22 protein-coding genes and 1 other RNA gene are annotated in these 25,657 nt (G+C 32.7%); 14 read left to right on the top strand and 9 right to left on the bottom strand.

The features are described 5' to 3' along the window. Position 1 precedes the first annotated feature (1 nt). On the bottom strand, positions 2 to 1,315 hold the full coding sequence (locus H6X70_RS01255) for a hypothetical protein (protein ID WP_194765856.1): 1,314 nt from the start codon (positions 1,313 to 1,315) through the stop codon (positions 2 to 4). 572 nt (positions 1,316 to 1,887) lie between these two features. Between H6X70_RS01255 and H6X70_RS01250 the strand changes: the two genes are divergently transcribed. Next, entirely contained in the window at positions 1,888 to 2,490 is a 603-nt protein-coding gene (locus H6X70_RS01250; RefSeq protein WP_194765855.1) for a class I SAM-dependent methyltransferase, read from the top strand. 56 nt (positions 2,491 to 2,546) lie between these two features. On the opposite strand, the gene H6X70_RS01245 is transcribed toward H6X70_RS01250, so the two are convergent. The 3 genes from H6X70_RS01245 to typA all read right to left on the bottom strand — a co-directional run bounded on the left by H6X70_RS01245 (position 2,547) and on the right by typA (position 6,082). Beyond that, the gene (locus H6X70_RS01245; protein WP_194765854.1) at positions 2,547 to 3,863 is read right to left on the bottom strand and encodes an O-antigen translocase; all 1,317 of its coding nucleotides are present in this window, start codon (positions 3,861 to 3,863) and stop codon (positions 2,547 to 2,549) included. A gap of 184 nt (positions 3,864 to 4,047) precedes the next feature. Further along, positions 4,048 to 4,281 carry a uroporphyrinogen decarboxylase gene (locus tag H6X70_RS01240; protein WP_194765853.1) on the bottom strand — a complete coding sequence of 78 codons (234 nt, stop codon included), beginning with the start codon at positions 4,279 to 4,281 and terminating at the stop codon, positions 4,048 to 4,050. A 1-nt stretch (position 4,282) separates the two neighbouring features. Further along, positions 4,283 to 6,082: a translational GTPase TypA gene (gene typA, locus H6X70_RS01235; protein WP_194765852.1), complete on the bottom strand. Its 1,800-nt coding sequence runs from the start codon at positions 6,080 to 6,082 to the stop codon at positions 4,283 to 4,285. A 176-nt stretch (positions 6,083 to 6,258) separates the two neighbouring features. Here typA and H6X70_RS01230 point away from each other — a divergent pair, with 176 nt between their 5' ends. The 7 genes from H6X70_RS01230 (at position 6,259) to H6X70_RS01200 (ending at position 11,816) form a co-directional block, all read left to right on the top strand. Beyond that, positions 6,259 to 6,618, top strand: coding sequence for a hypothetical protein (locus H6X70_RS01230; RefSeq protein ID WP_194765851.1), 360 nt, complete (start codon positions 6,259 to 6,261; stop codon positions 6,616 to 6,618). A 32-nt stretch (positions 6,619 to 6,650) separates the two neighbouring features. Then, positions 6,651 to 7,469, top strand: a complete 819-nt coding sequence (kdsA, locus tag H6X70_RS01225) for a 3-deoxy-8-phosphooctulonate synthase (RefSeq protein ID WP_194765850.1) — start codon at positions 6,651 to 6,653, stop codon at positions 7,467 to 7,469. A gap of 15 nt (positions 7,470 to 7,484) precedes the next feature. After that, positions 7,485 to 8,336, top strand: a complete 852-nt coding sequence (locus tag H6X70_RS01220) for a hypothetical protein (protein ID WP_194765849.1) — start codon at positions 7,485 to 7,487, stop codon at positions 8,334 to 8,336. A gap of 204 nt (positions 8,337 to 8,540) precedes the next feature. Next, a complete protein-coding gene (locus H6X70_RS01215; RefSeq protein ID WP_194765848.1) occupies positions 8,541 to 9,149 on the top strand; it encodes a hypothetical protein in 609 nt (202 codons plus the stop codon). A gap of 67 nt (positions 9,150 to 9,216) precedes the next feature. Next, the gene (locus tag H6X70_RS01210) at positions 9,217 to 9,510 is read left to right on the top strand and encodes a winged helix-turn-helix domain-containing protein (protein ID WP_067148881.1); all 294 of its coding nucleotides are present in this window, start codon (positions 9,217 to 9,219) and stop codon (positions 9,508 to 9,510) included. A 54-nt stretch (positions 9,511 to 9,564) separates the two neighbouring features. Further along, positions 9,565 to 10,935 (top strand): cell envelope integrity protein CreD, encoded by a 1,371-nt coding sequence (gene creD / locus H6X70_RS01205; RefSeq protein WP_194765847.1) that lies wholly within the window; start codon positions 9,565 to 9,567, stop codon positions 10,933 to 10,935. A gap of 497 nt (positions 10,936 to 11,432) precedes the next feature. Then, entirely contained in the window at positions 11,433 to 11,816 is a 384-nt protein-coding gene (locus H6X70_RS01200) for a DUF2809 domain-containing protein (RefSeq protein ID WP_194765846.1), read from the top strand. A gap of 114 nt (positions 11,817 to 11,930) precedes the next feature. Here H6X70_RS01200 and H6X70_RS01195 read toward each other — a convergent pair whose 3' ends face one another. From H6X70_RS01195 to H6X70_RS01180, 4 genes are all read right to left on the bottom strand, one after another. Beyond that, positions 11,931 to 12,398, bottom strand: a complete 468-nt coding sequence (locus H6X70_RS01195) for a hypothetical protein (RefSeq protein ID WP_194765845.1) — start codon at positions 12,396 to 12,398, stop codon at positions 11,931 to 11,933. A 78-nt stretch (positions 12,399 to 12,476) separates the two neighbouring features. Continuing rightward, a complete protein-coding gene (locus H6X70_RS01190) occupies positions 12,477 to 13,259 on the bottom strand; it encodes an SDR family NAD(P)-dependent oxidoreductase (RefSeq protein ID WP_194765844.1) in 783 nt (260 codons plus the stop codon). Between the two features lie 173 nt (positions 13,260 to 13,432). Then, positions 13,433 to 14,323 (bottom strand): T9SS type A sorting domain-containing protein, encoded by an 891-nt coding sequence (locus tag H6X70_RS01185; RefSeq protein WP_194765843.1) that lies wholly within the window; start codon positions 14,321 to 14,323, stop codon positions 13,433 to 13,435. A 214-nt stretch (positions 14,324 to 14,537) separates the two neighbouring features. Beyond that, entirely contained in the window at positions 14,538 to 15,746 is a 1,209-nt protein-coding gene (locus H6X70_RS01180; RefSeq protein ID WP_194765842.1) for an NAD(P)-dependent oxidoreductase, read from the bottom strand. A gap of 397 nt (positions 15,747 to 16,143) precedes the next feature. On the opposite strand from H6X70_RS01180, the gene ssrA reads away from it, so the two are divergent. Further along, positions 16,144 to 16,538, top strand: a transfer-messenger RNA (tmRNA) gene (gene ssrA / locus H6X70_RS01175). Between the two features lie 377 nt (positions 16,539 to 16,915). Here ssrA and H6X70_RS01170 read toward each other — a convergent pair. Then, positions 16,916 to 17,941: a LacI family DNA-binding transcriptional regulator gene (locus H6X70_RS01170; RefSeq protein ID WP_194765841.1), complete on the bottom strand. Its 1,026-nt coding sequence runs from the start codon at positions 17,939 to 17,941 to the stop codon at positions 16,916 to 16,918. Between the two features lie 170 nt (positions 17,942 to 18,111). Between H6X70_RS01170 and H6X70_RS01165 the strand changes: the two genes are divergently transcribed. The 5 genes from H6X70_RS01165 (at position 18,112) to H6X70_RS01145 (ending at position 25,246) form a co-directional block, all read left to right on the top strand. Further along, on the top strand, positions 18,112 to 20,736 hold the full coding sequence (locus tag H6X70_RS01165) for a TonB-dependent receptor (protein ID WP_194765840.1): 2,625 nt from the start codon (positions 18,112 to 18,114) through the stop codon (positions 20,734 to 20,736). Positions 20,737 to 20,823: 87 nt separating this feature from the next. Further along, positions 20,824 to 21,186 (top strand): glutaredoxin family protein, encoded by a 363-nt coding sequence (locus tag H6X70_RS01160; RefSeq protein WP_194765839.1) that lies wholly within the window; start codon positions 20,824 to 20,826, stop codon positions 21,184 to 21,186. Positions 21,187 to 21,199: 13 nt separating this feature from the next. Continuing rightward, positions 21,200 to 22,546, top strand: coding sequence for an MFS transporter (locus H6X70_RS01155; protein ID WP_194765838.1), 1,347 nt, complete (start codon positions 21,200 to 21,202; stop codon positions 22,544 to 22,546). Between the two features lie 14 nt (positions 22,547 to 22,560). Beyond that, on the top strand, positions 22,561 to 23,499 hold the full coding sequence (locus tag H6X70_RS01150; RefSeq protein WP_194765837.1) for a carbohydrate kinase family protein: 939 nt from the start codon (positions 22,561 to 22,563) through the stop codon (positions 23,497 to 23,499). A gap of 13 nt (positions 23,500 to 23,512) precedes the next feature. Then, on the top strand, positions 23,513 to 25,246 hold the full coding sequence (locus H6X70_RS01145; RefSeq protein WP_194765836.1) for a glycosidase: 1,734 nt from the start codon (positions 23,513 to 23,515) through the stop codon (positions 25,244 to 25,246). Positions 25,247 to 25,657: the final 411 nt, after the last annotated feature.

Here is a 25,657-nt window from a genome sequence, read left to right as displayed (position 1 = left end):
ATTATTCATGTATTCTTGCTGTTTTATAAATATTAAAATACGCGTTACTCCAAACGATTTCGTAATCATTATCAATTAAAAAGGTTTTTAAAAATTCATTTTTTCTGCCGTCATAGGCATTAATTACTCCATGGGTATTGGTTAAATTTGAATCTAAATAATTAGGTATCGGTTTGGAAAAATCCAATATAGTTTCAAACTTTTGAGCTACAACAATTGGGTATACCTCAATTTCCTTTTCTGCCTGTTTCAGCTTGTTTTCAAAAGTATGACTATCATAAATCCAAACCCATGAATTATACATATACGGTCTAGTTTCTGTTAAAAAATTAATCATCGGTATTTTATCATAAGCTAATAAATAATCATTAGGCTTTACGTATTCTTTCAAATTAACCAACAAATTATTAATTATTTCAGCTCTTCTTTCCGTTGTATAAACCCCTTTGGCTAATTTACTATTAATGGTATATGTTTTATCGAATCGGCTCCCATTGTCAAAATAGGCTTGCTGTGAAATATTAAACCCCTTTGAAAATAGAAATGCTATTGAAATAAATAATACAAATCTTTTAAACCCTTTTTCTGATAAAACTATTTTTCTAGAAGCAACATGTCTGTTTAAATTAATAGTAGTGTTTTTTAAATTAAACAAAAAAGTAAAGAAAAACGGCATTGACAACCAAATACACATGTAACCACTGCTATGTATAGCACCGCCACTTCCCAGAGGTAAAAAAGTTAACATAAGCCCTCCTAAAAAAGCCAAAGTTTTTACCCCTGAACTTTGATTTGTAAACAAAATCAATATTGTTCCTGTATAACTCAAAGCATAAATAGGATAAATTTCACCACTTTTAAACCACAAAAAAGTATAGCAAAATAATAAAACTAAAAAAAACATTCTAAGCCATAAGTTTTTTTTAAAACAACTAGAAAAAAGTAAAAACAAAATGGTTATTATTGAAAGTTGCCCCATCACATCCAACAAAGTCTTGTACCCGCGTAAATAAACTAGTATCAACCCTCTTATGTTATGAGAGCTGTCTTTAGCTGCTCCTAAGTCAAACAGACTAGAAATCGCTTTTACCATAATTTCAAACTGTCCTAAAATCAACAATAGTCCAGTTATAAAACCAAAACCTAAAATAATACCTAAGATAAAATATAAAGATGGCTTAATAGCTTCGTGTAAAACCTTATTTGATATGAAATAATAAAATGGAATACCTAGAATAAAAACAAACAAAGTGAGATTCGGTATTCTTGAAAATACATTAACTCCGATTATAAATCCCGAAATTAATATTAACACCAAACTATTTTTAGTTAAACCTTTTAATAAAAAGTAAACACTAGTTACTGCTAGTAATGCTGTTATATGGTTATGATAATAAACTAAAAACCCATAATCATTAGCAAATAGAGCCATAAATAAGCCTAAAACAATAATAAACTTGGATACAAATGGTTTAAAAACATGATAAGCTACAACAAAGGTTAACGTATTAATAATTACAGTAAAAATCTTAAACCACAAAATACCTCCGTTGGGATACAGCTCGTACCAAATACCACCTATAACACCCGAAAACCAATACACAAAGCTATACTCCACAGTGGAAGGATTATGATATATTTGCTGATAAAATGTAAGTACAAAACCATCATCACAAACATCGAAACCCTGAAACATAAGCAATGCCTGTAAAGCAATAATTACTAAAAAACTAATGTATACAAATTGTTTAGATTCGAAGAAATTTAAATTATAATAGCTTAATTGTTCTGACATAAATGTTAAAAGAAAAACCAAAGATACTATTATCTTACAGTTAATTCCAGTAATTTTACAGCTAGAAATCTAACAATTATTCACTTAAGAAATTGGACGCAAGAGCTATTTTAAAACATCCCATTATTTATAATACGTATCAGAAACTGGTGGGAGGCTATAGAGCAAGACAACTATTTGTAAAAAACAATGTTAATGCCAAAACTGGTCAACGAATTTTAGACATTGGTTGTGGCCCTGGTTATATTTTAGATTTTTTACCAAAAGTGGAATACACAGGTATAGATTTAGATAAAAGTTACATCGAGCAAGCTAAAAAAAAATACGGCAGCAAAGGCCATTTTATTTGCAAAAGTGTAGATGATTTTATTTTAGGAACTTCGCAAACTTTCGATATTGTAATTGCTGCAGGTGTATTACATCACCTAGATGACAATCAATGCATCAACTTATTTAATATAACAAAAAAAGCTTTGAAGCCCGGCGGAAAATTTGTTTCCTTTGATGGTGTTTATGTGAAAAATCAGAATAAGATAGCCAAGTATTTTTTAGATAAAGATAGAGGACAATTTATTAGAAATCAAAAGGACTATGAACAATTGACTGAAACTAGTTTTTCTAAAACATTAAGTACAATAGACCATTCTTATTTTTATATTCCATATACTTCAATAATCATGGAATGTTATTTATAAACCACTTCAATAAGTATTTTATTTCAAAGCATCTCGTTATTCATTTCCATCTCCCTTTAAATCTTTAAATTCGTTTTATCACTAACCTCCACCCCAAAAAGAGTCCCTCCAAAGGTGAGTAAAATAATGCCAAAATACATTATATAACTCACAAAATGTGCGATTACAGCTCCCTGAATGCCATCAAATAAATCTATAAAATAGATGCTTGTGGTATACAGTGTAATAACTAAAAAAGTTTCGGTTAAAACATAGTGCCAAAACATTTTTTTGGCTAGAAACTGGTAAGCAATAACAATAGATAATACTTTAATAAAATCGCCTAACAGTTGCCATAAAAACAAATCTTCTACGGGTTGAAACTCCTCAGAAAAAACCAGTAAAACAATATACTTTCGTAACAGATAAATTAGCAAAAGGCCAACACTAAGTATAGGGATTATGATTTTATAAAACGTAAAAACTTCTCTCTTAAAAATCGCATTATCTTTAATTTCTGAAAAACGCGGCAATAAATACAAGGCTATTAAAGCGCTAATAAACATGAGGTAATACTTAGAAATTCGTGTCATCGCTTCCCAAAAACCAGCATACTTATAGCCTATGTGTTCAATAATATAGGAGCGAATAGAAAGTGTAACAAGTGGTAACAAAACCGCCGTAAAAAACGCCATTAACGAATAAAAACTCATTTTTTTAAGAAAGCCAAAACTACAGGTGCTTGCCTTTATTAACGGCATTAAGCTACGCCTATTAATAATACCTACTAAAGTGATTAAAAATATTAAGGCTTCGGTGATAACCGCGGCTATTAAAGCCCCGTCAATCTTGTTTTGGTAGATTAAAATTAAGGCGATAGAAACCCCTAAAATCTGACCAATAATATTAATTACAATTAGTATTTTATACTTTGAAAAACCGTTCATTATCGAGAATGAAAACATATTCAAAATATAGAAAGGCAGTGCTATGGCAAAAATGCGAATTACATAAGCGTAATCATTGTAAGTTGGAAAAATAAGATCGTTAATCCATTCGGCTTTAAAATAACAGAAAAAACAAACGAGTACTGTTGATATAAACCCAGCGTAGAAAACCGAGGAGATGACTTTACTAAGTTCTAAGGTACTTTCTTTTACCTCGGCTACATATTTTACAATGCCTTTGTAAAAGCCAAGAGAAGCAACCGTTTGAGAAGCAATTACAAAATTTCGCAAATTACCTATTAATGCTAGACCTTCAGCACCAATAAAAACAGCAATAGCTTTAGAAGTTAACAGCCCTGCAAATATTCTAGTTAATACAGCGACAATTTGTAAAGAAGCTACTTTTTTTAAAATCTTGCTCCTAATAAAGTCTATTAATTTCTTCAATTAATATGTTGGTTTGGTTGTTTAATTGACTTTTAGATAAAATACACCCTCATTTATTTTACCATTAAAAACAAAGCTTTTTGTTTTTAATCAACATCTATAAAACCAAATATACAAAATCATTTAAATTAATGCACTGCTTTTAAATTCATGATGATTTACATCATTTTAAAAAAAAAGCAAACTATACTTTTTTAAAAAGTAAATAATATACATTAATGCACGCAATAGCTGAGTTTGTAATGATGATAGGAAGTGAATACGGACTTAACGCCACGCCATAAAACACGAATAGTAAACACCCAATGGTATTTACTATTCGTAATTTATTTAAAGATTTCATTAAAAAGGAAATTAAAACAATAGCCATAGCTAAATAACCAAGCCATTCTACCCATAAAATTCCTAAAAACGTCATCTTACATAGATTTATTTCTTTTACGCTCTACCTCTGTTAGATAAATTTTACGCAGACGTAAAAAGTTTGGTGTTACCTCTACATATTCATCTTTCTGGATATACTCTAAAGCTTCTTCTAATGAAAATTTAATTGCAGGAACAATTTTAGCTTTATCATCGGCTCCAGAAGAACGTACGTTACTTAACTTTTTAGTTTTTGTTACGTTAACCGTCATATCATCACCACGAGAATTTTCGCCAATAACTTGACCTTCATAAATATCTTCCCCTGGATCTACGAAAAACTTACCTCTATCTTGTAATTTATCAATAGAATAAGGAATTGCTTGACCTTTTTCCATAGATACTAACGAACCATTTTGACGTTCTGGAATACCACCTTTTAATGGTTGGTATTCTTTAAAACGGTGTGCCATAATAGCTTCACCAGCCGTTGCTGTAAGTAATTGGTTTCTTAAACCAATAATTCCTCTTGAAGGAATTAAAAATTCGCAAACCATACGCTCACCTTTAGCTTCCATACTTAACATTTCACCTTTACGCATGGTAACCATTTCTACTGCTTTACCCGAAACATTTTCTGGCAAATCAATAGTCATCTCTTCAACAGGCTCACATTTAACACCATCAATTTCTTTGATGATTACTTGTGGCTGACCAATTTGAAGCTCGTAACCTTCACGACGCATGGTTTCAATTAATACTGATAAATGCAGTACACCACGACCAAAAACTAAAAATTTATCAGCACTATCGGTTTCATTAACACGTAAGGCTAAGTTTTTTTCAAGTTCTTTTGTTAAACGGTCTTTAATATGGCGCGATGTTACAAACTTTCCATCTTTCCCAAAGAAAGGCGAATCGTTAATTGTAAACAACATACTCATGGTAGGCTCATCGATAGCAATTGTTTTTAGACCTTCTGGATTTTCAAAATCGGCAACAGTATCACCAATCTCAAAACCTTCTAATCCTACAATCGCACAAATATCACCCGTTTGAACTTCGTCTACTTTTATACGGCCTAAACCTTCAAAAACATGAAGTTCTTTAATTTTATTTTTCACAATACTTCCGTCGCGTTTCACTAAAGAAATATTTTGTCCTACTTTAAGTCCGCCACGTGTTAAACGACCAATAGCAATTCTTCCTGTAAATGAAGAAAAGTCTAAAGATGTAATTAACATTTGTGTATTCCCTTCAGGAATTTTTGGAGCAGGAATATGTTCGATAACCATATCTAATAATGGTTCGATGTTTTCAGTTTGCTTTTGCCAATCGTCGCTCATCCAGTTGTTCTTTGCAGAACCATAAACGGTTGGAAAATCTAATTGCCATTCTTCGGCACCTAATTCGAACATTAAGTCGAAAACTTTTTCATGTACTTCCTCTGGCGTACAGTTTTCTTTATCCACTTTATTTACAACCACACAAGGTTTTAAACCTAAATCGATTGCTTTTTGAAGTACAAATCGTGTTTGTGGCATTGGTCCTTCAAAGGCATCAACTAATAAAAGAACACCATCGGCCATGTTTAAAACACGTTCTACCTCACCTCCGAAATCGGCGTGACCTGGTGTATCAATAATATTAATTTTTGTGTCCTTATAAATTACGGAAACGTTTTTAGAAGTAATTGTAATTCCTCTTTCACGTTCTAAATCGTTGTTATCAAGAATTAAATCACCTGTATTTTCGTTTTCACGAAAGAGTTGACAATGATACATGATCTTATCAACTAACGTAGTTTTACCATGATCTACGTGTGCAATAATTGCAATGTTTTTAATATTAGCCATAATAGTGCCTTATTTTGAGCATGCAAAGGTACGCTATATTTTAACACTTAAACTATAATTTAGTTAATTATATGTTATAATGGAAAATAGAAAAAACTTTTACTGTAATTTCAACGTTACATTGAAAAAGAACAGAATTTAAACATTCTAAAAGTGTTTAAAAAAAATTAATAGCTATGAAACTCTCTCACAATTACACAAAACTCATCCCTTACCTTTATTTTATTGCCATTACCGCATATTGGTTTACTATGGTTAATAGAGAAAACGGCCTTTCTGCCTACCCTATTTTACTATTTGGTATTCCTTTTTTATGGCAAATTATCAAGCCAAACAAAAAATTAAATTTCACTCTTGGTATTACTTTTGTTTGCATTTCCTCATATTTAATTTTGGCTTTTATATCTAATGCTTTAAAAATTATACCTGTTTCACAACACTTAGAACCACTCTGGATTAATGGTGGCGTGTTTATTTTTGGTAGTTTCATAATGGCATTATGGATTATAAGAAATAGTTTAAAGAGACATATTTAATACGTAACTTTGCAGCTTAAATTTTAAGCAACATGAACCTTAACGAAGTTCCTAAGATAAAACATCTCAATTCTAATAATTTCTTTTTATTATGTGGCCCATGCGCTATTGAAAGCGAAGACATGGCACTAAGAATTGCCGAAAAAGTAATAAACATCACAAATAAATTAGAAATACCTTATGTTTTTAAGGGCAGTTTTAAGAAAGCAAACCGCAGTAGAATTGATAGTTTTACAGGCATTGGTGATGAAAAAGCATTAAAAATTCTTAAAAAAGTTTCCGATACTTTTGATGTCCCTACCGTTACTGATATTCATGAAATATCTGATGCTGCTATGGCTGCGGAATATGTAGATGTTTTACAAATTCCAGCTTTTTTAGTACGTCAAACCGATTTGGTAGTTGCAGCTGCAAAAACAGGCAAAGTGGTAAATTTGAAAAAAGGACAATTTATGAGTCCGGAAGCCATGAAACACGCCGTGCAAAAAGTAAAAGATGCTGGCAGTAATAAAGCATGGATAACCGATAGAGGCACCATGTTTGGTTACCAAGATATGATTGTAGATTTTAGAGGGATTCCTACCATGCGCAAATTTGCACCAACAGTTTTAGATGTTACACATTCTTTACAACAACCTAATCAATCGGCTGGGGTTACAGGCGGCAGACCCGATATGATAGAAACCATTGCGCGCGCAGGTATTGTTAATAACGTTGATGGTTTATTTATTGAAACCCATTTCGACCCTGAAAATGCTAAAAGCGATGGGGCCAACATGCTTCATTTGAATAATTTAGAAGGACTTTTAACAAATTTAGTAGCCATTAGAAAAACCATAAACAGCCTGTAACTTCACAACCTTTACATGACATATAAACCCTTATTAGGCTTTGCCTTCTTAGTGCTTTCATTGCACACATTTGGCCAAGATACCAAGCCTATTAAATACACAGCCTCTAATAAGGGAAAGATATTTTTTAGCTGGGGAGGAAATCGAGAATCATTTTCCAAATCCGATATTACTTTTAAAGGTGAAGATTACAACTTCACCATAAAGGATGTTACGGCTAAAGACAAACCCAAAGGTTGGCACATCGACTATATAAATCCGGTTCGATTAACCATTCCGCAAACCAACGCTAAAGTTGGTTATTTTATTTCTGATAATTACACCGTATCAATAGGTGTAGACCATATGAAATATGTAATGTACCGAAATAGAACCCGAACTGTTGATGGTTATATTAACTTACCAGACACCGAGCTAGGAAGTGCATTTAATGGCACTTATAGCAATGAAGCTGTTTTTATTTCTGAAGACTTTTTAAAGTTTGAACACACCAACGGTTTAAATTATGTTTATGCTGAATTTGCTAGATATGATGATATTTCTAAACTCTTCAACATAAGAAACACCGATAAATTTCAAATTAATATCACCGAAGGTTTAGCTGGAGGTGCCTTATACCCTAAAACCAATACAACACTACTAGAAAAGGAGCGCTATGATGAATTTCATGTAGCAGGTTACGGATTTTCGGCTCACGCCGGACTTAACTTCACCTTTTTTAAATACTTTTTTATGCAATTGGATTTAAAAGGTGGTTTTATTAATATGCCCGACATAAGAACCACAAGCAACACAGCCGAAAGTGCCTCGCAGCACTTTTTTTACATACAGCGTGTAATTGCTTTTGGGGGTATTTTTAGAATTTAGTTAAAAAAAACAATCAAGTTTAGAGAACTTATTATTATAACTGATTTCAAAATCCCAACTAATTCACATAATGCCCTTCCTCCTTAAAACACACTATATTTGAAGTATTTATAAAAATCACACTCCATTTTTATTAACTTATTAAAAAATAATAATGTTTATATCAAAACATTTTATTTACTTTGCAATTCAAAGTACTTTAATATGGAATCAAAAGATTATCTAAAAAACATAAGTGAGATTAAAGACTTAATGAATAAGTCTTCTCGCTTTATTTCACTAAGTGGTTTATCAGGTATCATGGCTGGTATTTACGCTTTAATTGGTGGCGCCATCGCATATTGGTTAGTTGACAATTCAGGAAATGACTATTTAATTCTTGATGGGAGAATATTTACTTTGGCCATGCTTGATTTATTCTTAATTGCTTTTTTAAGCATTATTACAGGGATATATCTTACTACAAAAAAAGCAAAAAGAAACGGTGTAAAAATCTGGGATAATACCTCAAAAAGATTAGTCATAAACTTTATAATTCCATTATTAGCAGGCGGACTTTATATTTTAATTATTTTAGGGCAAGGAAAATACGGGCATACCGGTGGACTCATGCTTATTTTTTATGGTTTAGCGCTAATTAATGCCTCAAAATATAGTATTGGAAATATAAGATATTTAGGTTTTACCGAAATCATTTTAGGGCTAATCGCAGCATTACTACCTGGTTACGGTTTCTGGTTGTGGATATTAGGTTTTGGAGTAGCCCATATAATTTACGGCACATGGATGCATTTTAAATATGATAAAAATTAATTTCATCTAAAGCCCAAAACACGAAACCTAGCAGTAAACACCCTAGCTTCAGACCGAAAACATAAAAATGAGCATAATAACCAACATAAATAAAGTATTCGATCATAGAATTAGATTGGGCATCATGTCAATTTTAATGGTTAATGAGTATGCCGATTTTAATATGCTGAAAGAATTATTAGAAGCCACAGATGGTAATCTTGCAAGTCACACCAAAGCTTTAGAAAAAGCAGATTATATCAAAGTGGAAAAACAATTTATTGGTAGAAAGCCAAACACCCGTTACTCTACCACCGAACTAGGCAGCATGGCATTTAAAAAACATATTGAAGCGCTTGAAAAATTAATAAATAAACAATAACAAAAAAATTTATCAACTTACTTTGAATTTCAAAGTACTTTACATTTTACAATTATGGAAACACCCGAAAACACATCTCAAAACAACAAATTTGGAAATTGGTTAAAATATTCAGCTACTGCAAGAATGCTTATGGTAGGCTTCCTTGTTATAATTCTATTAATTCCCTTATCATATATCAAAAATTTAATAGAAGAAAGAGCCTATAGACAAAAAGATGTGGTTAATGAAATCAACGAAAAATGGGGGAACAACGTTTTGGTATACGGTCCTATTCTTAAACTGCCCTATAAAACCTATACCGAGACTAAAACATACAATGAAAAAACTAAAACCTATTTCAAGGAAACACAAACCCATATAAAACACGCTTATATTTTCCCTGAAAAACTTAATACTTCAGTTAACGTAAATTCAAAAACATTAAATCGTGGCAATTTCGAGTCGGCAGTTTTTACGTCAAAAATGGACTTTACAGGACATTATACACCCATTAATTTAGAGTCCAAAGGCATTAAGCCCGAAGATATTATTTGGAATAAAGCCTCTGTAATTATTGAAACCTCCAACTTAAAAGGCATTAAAAGCGAAATACAATTAAAATTTAATAACAAAACCTACAACTTTGAAACCAATCTAAACGAAAGAAAAAACACCAATTTAGACGTTTTAGAATCGAATTATATAAATCAAGAAAATTATTTACAGAATAACAATACAGAATTTAGTTTTTCAATAACTTTTAATGGTAGTAAACAAATACAACTCATTCCAATTGGAAAAACAACACAAATGCAAATGGTTTCCAACTGGGCCGACCCCAGTTTTATAGGTAACTACCTCCCTAACGATGAAACCAAACAAATTTCTAAAGATGGCTTTAAGGCAGACTGGAAGGTACTTCATATAAACCGAGCATTTTCACAACAGCATTTAAAAAACATCCCAAATTTAAAACAATTTGCCTTTGGCACTAAATTTATGGTTATGGTTGATGAATATCAAAAAAGTGAACGCTCCGCTAAATATGGTTTTCTGGTTATTGGGCTAACCTTTTTGATATTCTTTTTAATACAAACCTTAAGCAATATAAATATACACCCCTTTCAATATTTAATGATAGGAGTTGCACTAACCATGTTCTACACATTATTAGTCTCCATATCAGAACACAGCAACTTTTTAAAGGCCTACCTTATCGCAGGCACTTCGGTAATTGTACTCATTACGTTATATGCTAAATCCATTTTAAAAACCTATAAGTTTCCACTGTTCATAAGTGTTAGTTTAGCCGCTTTATACACCTTTATATATGTTATCATTCAGTTAGAAAACTACGCGTTACTTGTAGGAAGCATTGGTCTATTCCTAATTTTAGCAAGTGTTATGTACGTTTCAAGACGTATTGATTGGAATAACGGATAATCAATTTGGGCGTTACCCCCGAGAAAAATCGGGGGTCATGCTTTCCGCTATATCTTTCTTGTGCTGAACTTGTTTCAGTATCACATCAAATAAGTGACCCAGATCTAAGTTCGAAATAATTTAAAATTTTAAACTAAGCACAAAAAAGGATGCCGCTACAATCATTAACGCAAACAGTAACTCCCAATGAAAAACCTCATATACTTAGGAAAAACTACAGCTATTTTAAGTTTTATCATAGGAACAACAATACTTTCCTTGTTCCTATATTTTGACCATTCGAACCTCATAGAAGACATCGGATTTCAATATGTTTTAATAGCCATACCATTTAACTTAATGGTATTTATTATAAGCCTGATAGCACTTATAGCTAATAATAAACACCGCGTAGAATTATTAAAAACATGTGGGATTATGCTTCTAAATATTCCAATCGCGTGCTATTACTTTTATATTGTTATAACCGTTAAATATTAAATAAACAACTTATTCTCATGTCATTTAGCCTTAATAAAACATATATCATAATCACCATACTCCTATTTTTAATAGAAGTAGGAATCGCAACCTTTATAAAAACAGGATTTATACGCCACACGTTTGGCGACTATTTAGTTGTTATTTTACTGTATTACTTTTTTAAAAGTTTTATAAAGGGATATGACTTTAAAATAGCCATTTCTGTATTGGTATTTGCATTTTTTATAGAATTCCTACAACTTATCAATATCTTACAAGCACTTAATTTACAACACAATAACCTTATAAAAATTATATTAGGCAGTACATTTAATGTTTCAGATTTAGTTGCTTATACGCTAGGCATACTAACTGTTTTATGTATTGATTGTGAGTTTAAAAAATCTATACCCAGCTAAAAAGAAGATTTTTAATAGCCTGATATTAGAAAAGCAATTAACACAGCCAAAAGCAGATCAAAGCAAGTCTTTATTGTAGGGCGCGATTACTTTTGGGGGTAGTTTAGAATTTAGTTAATCGCAAATAGCAACGGTAAACGCTCCTTCAAAAATACTTTCTTCTGAAACAGGACTTTCCTCTTTGTTAAGTTTCATTTTTCCAGAGATTTCTGTATCACTTACAGCAGTAATTTCAACGGTACGGTTTAAATTATTTACAGGGGTATTATTTCCGTTTTGTGTTACAATATTAATATCGTTATAAACACCAACTGATTTTGGTACGGTGGCACTAATTTTAAGTCCGTAGTCTAAAACATAGTCTTCACAACCAACAACTTCATTAGTAAGGTTAACCGAATATAAATCTTCATTATTGAATGAGGTTTCAAAAGCTTTACCGGCAACAAAAGTAAAAGATTCACCTTCTACAGTTCCTGTTAAATTTTGATTAGAAATGGAGCTTCCTGAACTGGAATCGTCGGAACTTGAACAGTTAAACAATAATACTAAAACGAAGCATGCTAAAAGTGGAAATTTCATGATTTTTGGGGTTTGGTTGGTTTGTAAAAAACCTAAAAACGCTTTTTTAGGCAGATTTGGGAATTTCGATTAAATATTTTAATCGTTTCTATTTTTGGCCTGTATTTTTCTAACAATGTTAGTGGCTGCATTACGTGTAATAAAACGCGGAATTGTTGCTAAAAACTTATTAAAACCTCCAGGAATTGCATAGGTTTTTCCATTTAACATGGCTTTATAACCGTAAAGTGCAACTTCTTTAGCGCAGGCCGTATTAAATTTGATTTTGTTGGCGGTGGTATTTTTAGAAACCGTTTCTTGAAAAGATGTTTTTGTTGGTCCAGGGCATAATGCCGTTACGGTAATTCCTGTGCCTTTAAGTTCGTTTGCTATTGCCTCTGAAAACGAGAGCATATAGCCTTTTGAAGCATAATAAATAGACATTAAAGGTCCTGGTTGAAAAGCTGCCAAAGACGACATATTTAAAATTTTACCAGAACCGCGTTTAACCATGCCTTTTAAAACCAACTTGGTTAAATGTGTTGTGGTAATAATATGTACGTGTAGCATGGCGAGTTCGCGTTCCCAATTGGTGTTAGCAAACGAACCAAACAACCCAAAACCAGCATTGTTTATTAAAACATCGATTGGAGCGTTGTCAATATCGTCCATAATTTCTTGGGAGATATTAGGCAGGCTTAAATCTTTAGCTAAAGCAATAACTTGAACGTTATAGGTTTGAGTAATTTCTGCTTGAGCTTTTGCTAAACTCTCGGCATTAACATCTACTAAAATTAATTTGTATTGATCTTTGGCTAATAGTAGCGCTAATTCGTAGCCTAATCCTGATGCCGCTCCTGTTATCAATGCCGTTTTTGTCATAGATTTAAGTTCCAATTTGGTAGTCTAAAAAAGCAAAGCTATTATTTTTAGCTTATATAGCATTATTTGGAATAATTTTTTCTCTAAATTTCTAGTATTTTGGAATTTCTATTAAAAACAAAACCCTTTCTATGACATCACAGAAAGGGTTTTTAATATTCTTAATATAAAGACTACTTAATCAACTTATGAGTAATTCGACCTTCTTCGCCTTCAATAACCACTAAATAAACAGAAGTCGCTAATTTTGAAATATCTACACGTTTTTGAACGCCCATGCCTTTTAAATCCTGTACCGTTACTAAACGCCCATTAAAATCATAAATCTCAATACTATATAGATTAAGAGACTTAGGGTTACTTAAATATATCTCTTTCTTTGCTGGATTAGGGTATAATGTAACCGAATTCAAATCTGAGTTTAACGAATCAAGCCCTAGTGTAATATCTCCAATAGAGAAGTCGTCAATAGCTACATCTGCATGATAACCAGTAACCGAAGTAGTATAATCAAATCTAAATTGCACCGAAGCTTCATTAGTATATGCCGAAATATCAACAACCTTTTCTTGCCAAATATCTACATTATCTGTAAATGGAGGAACCAAGTTAACCCAGTTCGCTCCGCCATCTGTTGAAATATCTACGGTTAAATCTCCCATATCAACTCCCATCATATGATACCAGAACGACATCTCGGAAAGAGTTAAAGATGGTGATGTGAGATCAAAAACAGGTGACAAAAGGTGTGAAGTTGTACTAACTAGATGGCACGGATCTGAAGTTTCCACATAAAGATATGTACCCAATTGGGTTCCTAAAGTATGGTCAACAGTTGGTCCTGTATCTGCTGTTGGGGTGGCTGCTTTATTTGTTATCCATTCATCTTGATCGGTATAAACATTGGTCCAAGATTCTTTTAGAGCACAAGGCTCCCCACAGGTATCTATACAATCTACAAAACTATCAAAATTTTGAATGTAAGGATAATTTGAAACCTGCGCACTAATCAACTGAGCAAAAAACAGTATACAGAGTTGAAAACTTAGAGTAATTTTTTTCATAAATTAATTTTTAAAAAGGTTAATATAATGTATTGTAATTCACTATTCGATATACCTCCAAAAGGTTAAAAAATCACATCCCTCAAGCAAAATTAATCCTCAAAACTTGATATATAACAATTCAGTATCCTTAAATACTGTAACAAATATATGACAAAAAATAACAAAAATCTTACTAAACAATATAAAACTCACTAATTACAAAACAAAAAAACTAATGTATTTTTCCATCTACATAAGCTTGTAAATAGGCAAAACGCTTAGTTAATTTTCCGTTTTCGGTAATTTTTGCACGTTCTAAAATACCATTAGCATCCTGATTAAAAAAAGCAGGCATGATGTGTTCTAAAAACATATCGCCAAAACCTTCGCTGGCATCTTGTGGAATTTCGCAAGGCAAATTATTTACCGCCATGACCGCTATGGCGTTTTTAGCTTTAAAATTGGTTTCGGCTCCGGTTTGTTTATCGTAACCATAAATAGGATTTATAATATCTGAAGCTCTAATGGTTGTTGCAATTGGCCCTGCAACATCGCAGCTAATATCGGCAACCACTTTAATATTGAAATCTTCAGACTTCACATCGGCTTTCGTATACAAATACGGAGCGCCTTCTGCATAAAAATGACCTGTAATAAAAAAATCGGTTACTTTAGCGAATCGCATAAAATTGGACTCGTAATTTTCTGGATTTTTATAAAAATCTTGACTGCTGAATGGCTTTTGGCCTTTGTGCTTATTATAATCTGATACATGAATTTTACAATACACACTTTCGTTGAAGCTACCGTTTACATACTCGTTAACCAAAACCTCCCTAATCTCCATGGCATCCAACATGTTTTTTGCTGCATGGGCAACTTTACCGTTTCCTGTTAATAGAATTTTTAGGTTTGGAAGTTTAATGCTTTTTAACGCGTTTAATAAAGCTTCTTGATTTAATAATGTACTTGCTTTGGGCAGTTGCCAGGTATTATATTTTAACCCCCAAGTTCTAAATCCATTATAAACCCCAACAATGCCTGCATATTTACCAAAACCTATTAAGCGTTTTCCGTTTTGGTTTACCATGGTTTCATGATCGTAAAGGGTGATGTTTTTTTCGATTATGGCTTGTAATAAAGCACGATTATGGGGTTGCTTTTTTATGGTATGTGAAAAGAAAATGTATTTTTTATTTGGAATTAAGGCTTGGATGGGAACTTCTTTAATGCCTATAAACACATCACAATCGGAAACATTAGTAGTTACCTCGAACCCTAATGCACTATAAGCCTCGTCTGGAAATACACGAACTGCTGATGATTCTACTCTAAAAATCGCTTTGGGAAACCTTTTTTTTGCCTCCACTAATTTTGAAGGTGAAAATACCACTCGGGGGTCTGCTGGAATTTTACGTTCTTTTATGAGGGCGAATTTCATTTGGTTGTTGGTTTTTGGCTATTGGTTTTTGGTTGTTTATTCTTGAAAACGTTGATTTGTTTTGCTTTAAAAATGAATTGGCATAAGTTTTGAACTAAATTTAAAGGTTTTGAAGTGGTATACAAAGTTTTTTGGTAACTTTGCAGGCCGCGTTAAGGATTGAGGCATTGTTGGAGCTCTTTTTTGTTTTTCTCAAAAAAAGCGACTGCCGAAAGCCTGACCCTTTTTAGGGTAACGCCCACTTCTTGATACAATTTCGACAAAAAAAATCGAAATTAATAGAAGTGAAAAAAATATTTAATTGATGAGTTCCCGAAATACTGAACTAAAATCAGCACAAACATATTCGGGATTAATTCGATTAGATAAATTAGAATTTTACTATTTCATTAATAATGGGGTCGACTGGTTTTGACAGCGAGATTAATTGAACGGTAAGCACGTCGTGTAATGGCATTGAAACACGTAAAAGGCTAGACCAAATTTTAAACGGCGAGAATAACTACGCTTTAGCTGCATAATTCGAATTATAGTAGAATTGGCCTAGTCCCGCAAGGCGGGAAAGCTTTATGTCTCCGGAAAGCCTTGATTGACGGCGTTCCATTTTGAGGCATCGTAAATGTCAATATAGTTTAAGCAGCGCTTTGATGCTTTTACGAAACTAAAGAAGCTAAGTTGTAAGTGGGTTGTCTTTAACCAGCTTGCAATCGAAAAAACAAGAAAAGAATAAACGTGTAGAAAGCCCTTTGGTTACTTGTTTGGACGAGAGTTCGATTCTCTCCGGCTCCACTTTTCGGGTATTAAAACCCAACAAAAACCCTGTAATCACATGATTTACAGGGTTTTTCATTTTGTGTAATATCATATAAAAAACTCAATCGAGACCAATTCGGTGACTCATTTAAGAGTAAGTTTTACATTGACGAGAATTATGCTTTTTTTCCGGCCTTCTTTGTATTACAATCCACTACTAAAACTTAATAAAGGATGACAATAGAAACTAAAACATTTATTATCAGTATTTTATATTTATATTTTTAATTTCTTGAACGAGAATTTTTAACTGCTGATGAAGCACATGAATTATACACTAAAGAATTACATTTTGACCGTTTAAAATTGGTTAGAGGTTACAAAATAGAAGCTTTTAAAAAACACCAAAAATAACATTATCGTGTAGATTCCCTCTTTACTAATGCAGTTTCTAATACAATTTCCTTATAGTCAATAGGTTTGTTTTTTTTAACAGCCTTCATTTCTTTATAGAGTTGTTTAAATGCTGCTTTTCCCATTTCAAATCCTGGTTGGTCAATGGTGGTTAACGTTGGCGAAATAACAGAAGACATAAACCAATTGCTAAATCCAACGATAGAGATATCTTCAGGTACTTTTACACCTTGTGCATTAAATTCTGTCAAAGCTCCAATGGCAACCAAGTCGGTATTTATAAAAATACCATCTACATCTTTGTGGTCTTTTAATAGTTGTTGTGCGTTTTTTTTACCTTCTTCAAAACTCATATCGTCACATTCGCAGATGTATACTAATGATGGATCGTAATGCATGTTATTATCAATCAATGCTTTTTTGTATCCAAGAAATCTATCTATAGAGTTTTGAGGCAAAAGCGCACCTCTAAAATGGGCAATACGTTTACAGCCTGTATCTATTAAATGCTGGGTTGCCATATATGCTGCTTTTCTATCGTCGATTATAATTTTGGAGCATTTAACAATTTTTGCAATTTTATCGAACATTACTAATGGTTTATCCTGGGCAATAACATCATTGAGATGGCTAAAGTTTGCAGTGCCATTGGCGAGTGATATTAAAATACCATCAACGCGTTGGCTCATTAATAAGTCTATTTGTTTTTTTTCAAGTTCATACGATTCATTAGATTGAAGAATGATAACTAAATAACCTTTTTTTTCAGCTTGAGAAACAATACCTCTTATGACATTGGAAAAAAAATGATGAACAATTACTGGAATTATTAAACCTATCGTTTTGGATTCTTTAGTTCTAAGGTTTACCGCAAAAGTATTGGGCTTGTAGTTTAGTGTTTTTGCCAATTCTTTAACTAAAGCTTTTGTTTTAGGGCTAACATCAGGATAATCTTTCAGGGCTTTAGAAACAGTTGTAACAGAGATTTTTAATTGTTCTGCAATTTGTTTTAAGGTTACGGGTTTCATTATTTTTTTCAATTTGAATAAATTAAATATACTAAAAAATCAAAAACGAAATCGTTTTCGGTTATTTCGAAAACGATTTCGTTATCAATATCTTAATTTTAGTAGCCTTTAAATGTAAATTGCATCACATAATAGCTAAATTTTTATTAACTAATTAAATTTAAGACATAATGAAATCAAAAAAATTTACATGGAGTTTATTCCTAATGTTGTTTTCAGTATCGACAATTTTTGCACAATCAACGATTTCTGGAACTGTTAAAGACCAAACAGGTATGCCATTAGGTGGAGTAAACATTGTTTTAGACGGAACTACTAAAGGATCTGTTTCTGATTTTGATGGAAACTATTCTATTAGTAGTGTAGAAAATGGAACCTATACGTTGTCTGCAACCTATTTAGGGTATGCAAAATCTTCTCAGAGTGTGACTATGCAGGATGCTGATATTACTCTAAATATTACAATGACTGAAGATGCAGAATCTTTAGACGAAATTGTTGTAACCGGTGTAGTAAATCCTAAATCTAAGATAGAATCAAGTGTTTCTGTTTCTACAATGGATGTTAAACTTATAGAGCAAGCTTCTCCAAGAAGTTCCGGAGAACTTTTTAGAAATATACCTGGTATTCGCGCTGAATCTTCAGGAGGGGAAGGTAATGCGAACTTTAACGTTCGTGGTGTGCCTATTTCTTCTGGTGGGTCAAGATATTTTCAAATTCAAGAAGATGGGTTGCCATTAAATTTATTTGGTGACACCTCTTTTGGAAACCCAGATAATTTTTTACGTATAGATTCTAATGTTGGACGCGTTGAGGCCATTAGGGGTGGTTCTGCATCAACCCAAACTTCTAATGGGCCAGCAGGTATTATTAATATGATTAGTAAAACAGGTACAACAGAAGGTGGGTCTATAGCAACTACGTTTGGTTTAGATTATCAAACAAGTAGATTAGATTTTGAATATGGTTCACCATTAGGTAATGGATTTTCTTATCACTTAGGTGGCTTTATGAGAACAGGTGAAGGGCCTAGAGAAATTGGTTACGAAGGAAATAAAGGAGGGCAATTTAAAGCTAATCTTACAAAGCGATTTGAAGCTGGATATGTTAGGGTTTACGCTAAGTTTTTAAATGACAAATCTGTAATGTATTTACCAATGCCTATGTTGTTAGAAGGAGACAATTCAAATCCAACCTATTCTAACTTATCAGGTTTTGATATAACTACAGATGCATTACAATCTGCTTATTTACAACAAAGTGCAGGCACTTCTCCATTTACAGGAGAAAGACATGTAAATGATGTTAGAAATGGTAATAATCCAGTATCAAAGGCATTAGGGACTGAGTTTTCTTTTAGTTTACCAAAAGACTGGAAAATAAGCGGTAAAGCGAGATATTCTAATAATAGTGGAGAATGGGTTGCGCCTTTTTCAGCTGTGGTTGGAACAGTTTCAGAAATAGAAATCACAGCAAGAGATGCTTCTAATGCTACAGGAGCTTTAGTGTATACTAATGGAGATAGGGAGGCTTTTAATCCGTCAAATGGATTAGCTCAAATTATTCACATGTTTGATGTTTCAATTGAAGATTTAAGTAACTTTTTTGGAGATGTAAAAATAAGCAAAAAAATAAATGATAACATTGGAGTTACAGCGGGTATATTTACTGCGACGCAAAACACTAAAATTGGTTGGCAATGGAACTCTTTTCTTTCTGAGGTAAAAGGTGGCGGACAAGCAAGATTAGCAGATTTTGATGGTTTTTCAAGAAATGGGCAATTTTCCTATGGCACACCTGTATGGGGTAATTGTTGTCAACGTAAATACAATACAGTACATAATGTGAATTCGCCTTATATTGGTGTTGACGCTGATATTACTGATAAATTGAATTTTGATGGTAGTGTTCGTTTTGAAAATGTTAAAGTTACAGGTAACATTGCAGCAGGTCCTACTACACAAGATAATTTCGATTATAACGGAAACGGAACTATTGAAGGTATTGAAGAAGTTGTGCCAATTATTACAGGTGCAGATGGTCAAATTGTAAACGATAATTATAACTTTATTTCTTATTCTTTAGGACTTAACTATAAATTTAATCAAGGTGCAGCTGTTTTTGCTAGATATAGTTCAGGTGCTTCAGGTAGAGCTGCAGATAGAAATAATTATGGTTTAGATGGCAAAGGAGATGTGCAATTTGATGAGCTTTCTCAACTTGAAGTTGGATACAAGAAAAAATTAAATAACGGGGTGCTTAATCTAACAGGGTTTATGAGTAACACTGATGAAGGACTGAGTAACGAATTAAATCGTGAAGTAGGAAACCCATTTAAAGCTATAGGTTTAGAGGCGGAAACAGCTCTGTCTTTTGGAGAGCACTTCTCTTTTAATGGTTCCTTAACTTGGACTAAAGCAGAAATTAATGGAGGTGATAATAAAGGAAACACCCCAAGAAGGCAAGCCGATTTGATATACAATGTATCTCCATCTTATAACTTTGGTAAATCTAGACAACATAACGTGGCTTTAAGTGTTTTAGGCACAACAAAGTCATATGCTCAAGATGATAATGATTTAGTAATGCCAGGGTACGCATACTTTAATTTAATTGGTCGTGCCGGTTTAACTGATGGACTTTCTTTAGTTTTAAGTATAAATAATTTTTTTGATACTGTAGGTATTACAGAGGTTGAGGGAAATGGTGATGGCGCATTTGGATCTAATCGTTTAGTAAGAGCTAGATCAATTAGCGGGCGTTCTTCTACACTATCATTACAGTACAAGTTTTAAAAATTAAGTTTAGTTTGGTTTTTTAATTAAAGAGTTGGAGCTTATGCTGTACTCCAACTCTTTTCACTCAATTTTAAATATGCCCATATGAAACGTTTAATTTATTCTATTGTTATAATTATTGCCATAACATGTAGTGGCTATAGTCAAGCTCAAGAACAAGTTTTAAGTATATCTAATACAGATAAAAAATCACCAAAGCTAATAATTTATGGCAGTGATACTTGTCATTATTGTATCGATACTAAGGCTTATTTAAAGGAAAAACAAATCGATTTTGTTTACTATGATGTTGATGTAAACCTTTCAAAGCAAAGAGAAATGGTTTTAAAACTACAAAATGCAGGTATATCTTTAGATAATTTGTCACTTCCGGTAGTAGAAAAAAAGGGTGAACTATTAATGAATAATGGTAATTTCGATACTTTTCTTAAAGGACTAACTGAATAAAAACACCACGAAGATGTTAAAAAAACCAAACTTAAGTTTCTGGCAGATTTTCAATATGAATGTAGGATTCTTAGGAATTCAATTCAGTTTTGGTTTGCAACAAACAGCAGTTAACCCTATATTTTCATTTTTAGGAGCACATCACGAAGATTTACCCCTACTTAATCTTGCAGGTCCTGTTACAGGTTTAATCATTCAACCCATAATAGGAGCTATTTCAGATAAAACGTGGTCGCCTCGTTGGGGAAGACGTAAACCCTATTTTTTAATTGGAGCACTAATTGGTAGTTTATGTTTATTCGCTTTTCCTTTTAGTCCAACACTATGGTTTGCCGTTGGATTGCTATGGATTTTAGATGTTGGTAATAATATGGCCATGGAGCCTTACCGTGCCTTTGTGGGCGATAAATTACCTAATAAGCAGTTAAGTTTTGGATATCAAATGCAAAGTTTGTTTGTAGGTGCTGGGATTGTATTAGCCAATGCTTCTATTTTCCTTTTTCAAGATTGGTTTGGTGGTGTAGAAACAGTTACAGAGGCTGTAAGTGCTATTCCAAAATGGTTGTATTATTCCTTTTTTATTGGAGCTGTATTATCAATAGGGACCATATTGTGGTCTGTTTTAAAAACACCCGAAATACCACCTTCCAATGAAGAATTAGAAGATATTAAAAAACACAATGCTTTACCGGTTTCAGATAGGATTAAAACACCGTTTATTGAAATTGTTCATGCCATAAAGGATATGCCCAAATTTATGTGGAAACTGTCGGGTGTTTATCTTTTTCAATGGTATGCGTTATTTGTGTATTGGCAATTTATTTCTCCCATGTTTGAAGAAAGTATGGGTTTTGATAAATCCCAGGCATTAAGTCAGGCAGCAAAAATGAATACGACCTATAATGTTTCTACAATTGTTTTTGCATTGGCCTTGGTGCCATTAGCATTAAAATTTGGTGGTAAAAAAGTATATGTTCTCAGTTTGTTTTTAACAGGAATTGCCATGCTTACCATTCCATATATCCAAGATCCATTCTTGGTTATTTTACCTATGATTTTATTTGGAATAGGTTGGGCAGCTATGATGGGTATACCATACTCCATGGTTTCTAAAATTGTTCCTCAAAAGAGACGAGGTGTATACATGGGAATTTTAAATATGATGATTGTTATTCCAATGGGGATCCAAACAGTAACCTTTGGGCCTATAGTGAAAAACCTGTTAAATAATAGTGCTATTAATGCCATATTGTTTGGAGGCGTATTTTTTATTATAGCAGGTGTTTTGGCTTTACGTTTAAAACAGCCTAAAGTAGAAACAGAGCGTTTGAATATCATTTTACCAGAAGACGAACATTAATATTATTAAAAGAGATGAAAAATAAAATAAAAGATATAGATATATTATGTGTTGGCGAAGTGCTCGTAGATTTTATTGGGCATCAAGCAGGAGTACAGATTAATAATACAAGAGATTATCACAGGTATTTAGGTGGCTCGCCTACTAATGTGGCCATGAATTCTGCCAGATTAGGATTGAAATCTGTTTTGGTGGCAACGGTTGGAAGTGATGGTTTTGGTGAATATATCTTTGAAAGATTAAATGAGGTAGGCGTAAAAACCGATTTTGTTAAACAGGTTGAAAATGAACCCACAAGTGTCATTTTTGTATCAAGAACCGATAGTACTCCAGATTTTATACCGTATAGAAAAGCAGATTTTTGCATAACAGAAGATCAAATATCAGAAAAAACGCTTTCAAATACGAATATATACCATACCACTTGTTTTGCATTAAGTAAAAAACCCGCTCAAACCACTATTATAAAAAAGGCTGGCGATGCACATCGGTTAGGTTGCAAATTAAGCATTGACATTAATTACGCCAAAAAAATATGGGATAGTCAAGAGGAAGCACTAAGTGTAATTAAAGCATATTGCCAGTTAAATCCATTGGTAAAGGTTAGTGAAGACGACATGCTAAGACTTTTCGAGAAAGAATTGCCACATGAAGATATATTTGAATTCTTCCATTCCCAAGGAGTGGATATTGTTTGTTTAACTTTAGGTAGTAAGGGGGTTAAATTATCTCAAAAGGGTGAAGAAGTCATTCAATTGCCAGCAATCCCTATAGACCTAGTGCAAGATGCAACTGGTGCTGGCGATGCGTTTTGGTCTGGGTTTTTGTTTGCTTATATCAAAGAAAAACCTATTGAGAAATGCCTAGAGGTAGCCTTGCAACTTGCCGCTTTAAAACTTCAAAATGTAGGTAGGTTGCCAGATAACATTAATATATTATCAGAACTTTTGTAAATCTTAAAAAGCCATGTCAAAAGAGAATAAAATTAGTAAAGGTGTTATGCTTAATGCCTATCCAGATAGTATAGGATGTAATTTAAGTGATATAATAACGATGTTAAAAATGCCTGAATTTAAGGATGCCTTTTCGTTATTTTATGTATTGCCAACCTTCTTTAATAGCGATTTAGACAGAGGTTTTTCGGTTATTGATTACAACTTAAATAAAGAATTGGTTTCAGAAGAAGATTTAAAGGCTTTAGATAAACTCAATATTCAATTAAAATTCGATATCGTTTTAAATCATTTATCGGTAGCATCACCTCAATTTAGAGATTTGTTAGAACACGGAAATCAATCAAAATATAAAGACTTTTTTATTAACTGGAACGAGTTTTGGGAAGGACATGGTACTATGGATGCTGATGGTGTTGTAATTCCTAACAAAGAATTTCTCAACAAACTATTTATGAGGAAATCTGGTCTTCCTATATTAAAAGTTATGTTTCCAGATGGGACTGAAAAACCATACTGGAATACCTTCTATCAACAAATATCTTATAATAAAATAGCAGAAAGTGATTTGCTAAGTGTTAGCAGGTTAAATAGCCAGGAAGCTAGGTTTGTTACAGATAGAGTAAATAAAGCTATTGAAGAAAACCAAGATTTAACAAAGCTAGATTTTGAAGATTGCAATGATGTTAAAGGCGAGATATTGCAAATTATAAATAAAAAACGCAATTATTTAGGGCAAATGGATGTCAATGCCAATTCTGAATTAGTATGGGATTTTTATGCTGAGACGCTTCAAAAAGTGAGTAATTATGGCGGTAAAATTTTAAGATTGGATGCTTTTGCTTATCTGCATAAAGAAATCGGACAATCCAATTTTTTTAACAAACCAGGAACCTGGGAGCATCTGGAGCGCATCAAACAAATAGCAGATAAAAACAACTTAACGCTCTTGCCAGAAATTCACGCAGAATATGGATTGCATTTGCATGATGAAGTCGCCAGTGAAGGTTATCAAATCTACGATTTTTTCTTACCTGGCTTAACTATTCATGCCATTGAAAACGCTAACAGTAAAGCACTTGTAACTTGGGCTAATGAAATTATAGCAAAAGGTTATCAAACAGTGAATATGCTTGGTTGTCACGATGGTATCCCGGTACTTGATTTAAAAGGAAAGGAAGTAAATGGCACGTATAACAAGGGCTTGTTGGAAGACACCGAGATTGAATCCATTATGAATAAAATCATGGAGCGCGGAGGTAGAGTTAAGAACCTATACGACCCATCTGGTAATAAAATTTCTTACTATCAAGTAAACTCTACGTTTTTTAGCGCTTTAGGTGAAGATGAGCAAAAACTATTGCTTGCCAGAGCCATACAAATGTTTATGCCTGGAATTCCACAAGTATGGTATTTAGATATTTTTGCTGGTAAAAATGACTATGAAGCAGCCGATAAAGGCGGTAGTGCAGGACATAAAGAAATTAATAGAACTACATTATCTCTAAAAGATGTTGACGCTGGTCTTAAAACAAATATTGTGCGTAATCAGCTTGACTTAATACGATTAAGAAATACATCTAAGGCGTTTTTAGGAACAGTAACCATCAACGATTCAAATGATAATGAAATTGATATTTTGTGGAAAAATCAGAATGATTTAGCACATTTAAAAGCTAATCTTAAAGACCATGCATTTACTATACAGTATACTGAAGCGGGGCGGAGTAAAAAAATAACCTTTTGATAGTATATCTACTCTCTAAATTTATTTTAATGATAACTAAATATTTATCCATCTTATCCGTGAATTAATTAGCGTTCTTATTGACCTGAGCTTATTTTTTCGTGAAAAACAAATCAGTTTTTGTTCAAATATTCAATCGTAAAAAACACAAACAACTGATTGTTATCGTTTTGTGTAAAATAAAAGTTATATAATCCCGCGCCAGCGGCTTACCCTCTTGCTACTCCATTCGCATTTAAAACTGTTTGAGAAAACAAAAAAGTAGAGCTCATTAAAGCTAAACCGAATAATATAGTGGATGTTTTCATAACTGTAAATAAGCTTAGTAATCATGTAGCTTTTACGATTTCTACTAAGTCTTTTATTGATTTTAATTGGGAAATTAAATTACAATAACTTTTTCAAAAACTA

The organism is Tamlana sp. I1 (genome assembly GCF_015355625.1).
Lineage (GTDB): Bacteria > Bacteroidota > Bacteroidia > Flavobacteriales > Flavobacteriaceae > Pseudotamlana.
This window is presented reverse-complemented; position numbering and strand designations above follow the sequence as displayed.

Coding starts and splice junctions, on each gene's coding strand:
- H6X70_RS01150 (WP_194765837.1), top strand. CDS start 22,561: ATGAAAAATAAAATAAAAGATATAGATATATTATGTGTTGGCGAAGTG.
- H6X70_RS01190 (WP_194765844.1), bottom strand. CDS start 13,259: ATGACAAAAACGGCATTGATAACAGGAGCGGCATCAGGATTAGGCTAC.
- H6X70_RS01200 (WP_194765846.1), top strand. CDS start 11,433: ATGTCATTTAGCCTTAATAAAACATATATCATAATCACCATACTCCTA.
- H6X70_RS01180 (WP_194765842.1), bottom strand. CDS start 15,746: ATGAAATTCGCCCTCATAAAAGAACGTAAAATTCCAGCAGACCCCCGA.
- H6X70_RS01230 (WP_194765851.1), top strand. CDS start 6,259: ATGAAACTCTCTCACAATTACACAAAACTCATCCCTTACCTTTATTTT.
- H6X70_RS01240 (WP_194765853.1), bottom strand. CDS start 4,281: ATGACGTTTTTAGGAATTTTATGGGTAGAATGGCTTGGTTATTTAGCT.
- H6X70_RS01155 (WP_194765838.1), top strand. CDS start 21,200: ATGTTAAAAAAACCAAACTTAAGTTTCTGGCAGATTTTCAATATGAAT.
- H6X70_RS01185 (WP_194765843.1), bottom strand. CDS start 14,323: ATGAAAAAAATTACTCTAAGTTTTCAACTCTGTATACTGTTTTTTGCT.
- H6X70_RS01160 (WP_194765839.1), top strand. CDS start 20,824: ATGAAACGTTTAATTTATTCTATTGTTATAATTATTGCCATAACATGT.
- H6X70_RS01215 (WP_194765848.1), top strand. CDS start 8,541: ATGGAATCAAAAGATTATCTAAAAAACATAAGTGAGATTAAAGACTTA.
- kdsA (WP_194765850.1), top strand. CDS start 6,651: ATGAACCTTAACGAAGTTCCTAAGATAAAACATCTCAATTCTAATAAT.
- H6X70_RS01170 (WP_194765841.1), bottom strand. CDS start 17,941: ATGAAACCCGTAACCTTAAAACAAATTGCAGAACAATTAAAAATCTCT.
- H6X70_RS01165 (WP_194765840.1), top strand. CDS start 18,112: ATGAAATCAAAAAAATTTACATGGAGTTTATTCCTAATGTTGTTTTCA.
- H6X70_RS01195 (WP_194765845.1), bottom strand. CDS start 12,398: ATGAAATTTCCACTTTTAGCATGCTTCGTTTTAGTATTATTGTTTAAC.
- H6X70_RS01145 (WP_194765836.1), top strand. CDS start 23,513: ATGTCAAAAGAGAATAAAATTAGTAAAGGTGTTATGCTTAATGCCTAT.
- creD (WP_194765847.1), top strand. CDS start 9,565: ATGGAAACACCCGAAAACACATCTCAAAACAACAAATTTGGAAATTGG.
- typA (WP_194765852.1), bottom strand. CDS start 6,082: ATGGCTAATATTAAAAACATTGCAATTATTGCACACGTAGATCATGGT.
- H6X70_RS01220 (WP_194765849.1), top strand. CDS start 7,485: ATGACATATAAACCCTTATTAGGCTTTGCCTTCTTAGTGCTTTCATTG.
- H6X70_RS01210 (WP_067148881.1), top strand. CDS start 9,217: ATGAGCATAATAACCAACATAAATAAAGTATTCGATCATAGAATTAGA.